The 3,978-nt window shown below is 44.1% G+C and carries 3 protein-coding genes; 1 reads left to right on the top strand and 2 read right to left on the bottom strand.

The annotated features are described in order from the left end of the window. On the bottom strand, positions 1 to 1,315 hold a 1,315-nt coding region (locus tag A3761_RS04135; RefSeq protein WP_068749870.1), incomplete at its 3' end, for an AMP-binding protein. A gap of 54 nt (positions 1,316 to 1,369) precedes the next feature. After that, entirely contained in the window at positions 1,370 to 1,861 is a 492-nt protein-coding gene (locus A3761_RS04140; protein ID WP_068553528.1) for a regulatory protein RecX, read from the bottom strand. A 380-nt stretch (positions 1,862 to 2,241) separates the two neighbouring features. On the opposite strand from A3761_RS04140, the gene A3761_RS04145 reads away from it, so the two are divergent. After that, positions 2,242 to 3,978 (top strand): DUF349 domain-containing protein (locus tag A3761_RS04145; RefSeq protein ID WP_156491585.1); only part of this gene is annotated, 1,737 nt, incomplete at its 3' end.

Consider the following 3,978-nt stretch of genomic DNA (forward strand, 5'->3'; position numbering starts at 1 on the left):
ATTTAATAATATCCTTGGTCCGGTCAGTAATTTGCATTCGTGATTCGGTATCCAAATAGGCTACATCACCTGTTTCGAACCAACCACCCGGAGCAAATTCACCCTCCAACTTATGGTAGCCCTGTGTAATAAATGGCCCCCTCACCTGCACGGCACCAGCACTTTTTCCATCCCAAGGCAATTCCTTCCCAGCTTCATCAACGATACGTAGGTCGACTCCGAAAATAGGACGCCCCTGACGTAATAAGGCTTCAGTAAACGCTTCTTCCGGCAACTCAAAATCAGCCGCTGACATTTTGTTATAAGTGCCGAGCGGACTCATCTCGGTCATTCCCCAAGCATGCTCTACATCTACATTGTGCTTGTCTTTGAAGGTTTTAAAGATTGAAAGTGGACACGCGGCTCCTCCCACCGTCACACGTTTGAGACTGTCAATTGACTCACCACTTTGACCCAAATAGGCAAGCAGGGCCAACCACACTGTCGGAACGCCTGCCGACATCGATATTTTTTCGTCATTGATTAATTTGGTCAGAGTCTCACCGTCAGCCATTTTAGGACCTGGCATCACTAATTTTGCGCCAGCCATGGGAGCTGAATAAACGATCCCCCAGCCATTAACATGAAACATGGGAACAATCGGCATCACCACGTCCTGGCGCGAAAGGCCAAAGGCATCCGGTAAGCTACTGGCATAACTATGAAGAACTGTTGACCTGTGACTATAGACAACCCCCTTTGGGTTACCAGTAGTACCTGAGGTATAGCACAAGGCAGAAGCTGTGGATTCTTCGAGCTCAGGCCAGTCAAATTCTGGTTCGTATTTAGCTATAAGCGTTTCGTAACACTGGACATTGCGTAAACAGGTTTCAGGCATTTTCGCCTCTGAGGTCAATACGACAAAACCTTTCACATTGGGCATTTTCTCTTGTAACTGCTCTAGCTTAGGTACAAATAAGGAGTCAACGAATAGCCATTGATCTTCAGCATGTTCAACAATGTATTCAATCTGTTCATCAAATAAGCGCGGATTAATCGTATGGCAAACCATACCTGAACAGGAAATCGCATAGTAAAGTTCGAGATGCCGATGATCATTCCAAGCCATCGTTGCAACCACATCACCCTGCTTTAAACCCAAGCCTTTTAGCGCATTAGCTAACTGACGCGTTCGTTGAAAAGCTTCTGCATAGGTATAGCGAAAGCTTGCTTGATCTGCGGTAACCGAGACAATCTCTTGCTGGGGATAAATTTTGTCAGCAAACTCCATCACTGAAGTTATGGTTAAAGGCTGATCCATCATGGTTGAGATCATTTGCTACATCCTCTTGTTATAAATATTGTTCTTATTTATTAATCTATTGGCGAGTTACACAAAATATTGTTCATCATCTTCATGCACTTCAAACGCAAAGGATATCTGATCCATCGTAAAACCTCGTCCAGCTAGAAAGCGCATTTGTCGAGACTTCTTTTTGTAGTAAAGCGCCCGATCTTTATCATTGAGCGGCTCTCTAAATTTTCGTAATCGTAAAGACTGAGCCAAGGCAAACCAGTCACCCTCAAACGCTTCAAAGCCCTCATTCACCATTGAAGACTTCACACCCTTTTGCTGTAACTTGAAACGTATTTTCTGTGGCCCATGCCCCTTCTCATAGCTGCTACGAATAATCATTCTCACATATCGTTCGTCACTCAAGTAGCCAGCGTCTAGCATCGACTGAACTGCCTGTTCCACCAGAGCCTCTTCATATCCCTTACCTTGCAGCTTTTCGCGCAGCTCATGTTCACTATGCTCGCGACGAGATAGAAGATCTACGGCTTTATTTTTAACACTTTGGAGATCTGCTTCTCTCTTCATTTATCACGTTTTTCCATAAAGCCCTGCGACTCTTTTCAATATTGGCCCTATACGGCTCTCGTCACGTAATGAATCCCGCTAAATACCAGAGAATAGTGGAGATTTTTACGCGAGGCTGCGCTAGAATGCCCGAGCCTATTGCTCTCTTGAAGCTAACAAAAGCCTCAGGGTGCAACATTTGGAACGAGTTTAAATATATCCAAGCTCGTTCAGTTAATTAAGACTATAACGTGAAAAACAGCAGATTCCTATGTCAACAATGTCAGTAGGAATTCGACTTTTCGCACTCTCAAAGTCTTAAGACAAAACGGTTTCCTTTTTCGAAAGGACTAACACTTTACAAGAGCATTATTAAAAACAGAGATAAGCGAGATACCAGCATGGCTACTTTTCTTTCCAAGCTATTCAAACCAAAATGGCAAAGCAAGCATACAGCAACCAGACTTGAAGCAATCAAAGAGCTCAACCCTGGCCAGAATGAAGATCATCAAATATTACTTCAGCTTGCACAAAACGATGAACAAGTAGCCGTCAGAAAAAGCGCCACATCACGCTTAACTGACCCTCAAGCACTGATCACGCTTCACGCGCAGTCTAAAGACGAACTAAAGCCTCTAATTGAAGAAAAGTTATACGAGCTGGCTAACGCTCAGTCATTGAGTATTTTCGACCTAATTACTGACAATAAAATACTTACTCAAATGATCATTAAGTCGAATCAGGCAGATGCTTTCCTAAGCGGTTTGGCTCGGATTGAAGATAAGCAATCACTGCTAGAAATTGCAGTAAAAGCAAAAATGGCAAAACTCCGACAAGCCGCTGCTGAGCTTATCGAAACAGAAGCAGACTTAAGCACACTGCTGAGTCAGGCAAAGGGTAAGGACAAATCGGTTTATCATATAGCCAAGTCCAAGCTTGCCACTATCCGCAATCAGATCGCTGAACGAAGTCAACAGCAACAAGATATAGAGAAAGCACTAGCAGACATTACCGCCCTCGCAAAAACCGAGGTTCTTCAGCACTACGATGCCAAGCTTTTTAACCTAAGCAAACGTTGGGCGGCAGTTAGCTTCAGTGCTAACGAAACACAACGCAAAGAATTTGCTCACTACCAAGCTGAGTGCCAAGCAAGAATTGATAAAATTGCCCAAGAAAAGCTCGAAGCAGAAGAACAGGAGCGCTTAATCCAAACCGGTGGTGATGAGCAAGAAGCGACTTTGTATACATTGTCTGAAACACTTAAGCGCTTCACCACAGAGGTCCCCTCATTTCATGATATCTCTGCAATTGACGCGCTAATCAAAACTCAGGAAAACCGCTGGCTCGAAGTCACTCGCAATGTAAAAGTCGAGAAGAACAAGGCAAAGCACTATCAAGTATTAATGAGTGAGATTCGTCAGTACTATAAAGCGCTTACGCTCTTGAAAGAAGCTGAGCCCGAGCTAAAGGAATCGATCGACGAACTTAGCAAACAGGGTAAAAAAGACAGCACGCAACTCGATACGCTCAACCAAAGAATTCGTAAGCTTCTTAAGCAGGTAAATTGGCCGAAAGATTACGCACAACCAGAAGTTATTTCCCAAAGCAATGAAGCGCTGGGGCATTCTGCTGAAATTAAGCAACAGGTCGCTGAGAACACTAAAGAGATTGAAAGCAAGATTTCCCAATTAGTCACGCAACTCGACAAGTCTTTGGAAGATAAACAGCTAAAAAAATCCAACTCTTTACTCAAAGATATCCAGCGACAAATCAGTAAGCTGGGAAGCAAGCAAAGTGACCAGTATCACAACATGCTCAACCTCAGAATTAACCAGTTGAACGACCTGCGCGACTGGCAGGGTTATGCATCAAACCCTCGCCAACTGGCGCTGTGCGAATCAATGGAGCGTCTCGTCGACACACATATCGAGCCACGCGATAAAGCCGATCGAATCAAAGCAATGCAAAAGGAATGGAAAACCTTGGGTGGTGCTTCAGACCAATCGTTATGGCAGCGCTTTAAAGAAGCGGCCGACAAGGCTTACGAACCTTGCCATGCTTTTTTTGACGAACAGAATCAACTTAAAAAGAACAACTCCGCAAAGCGCGAACAAATCATCACAGAGTTAAGCAACTTC

Source organism: Oleiphilus sp. HI0123 (assembly GCF_001635315.1).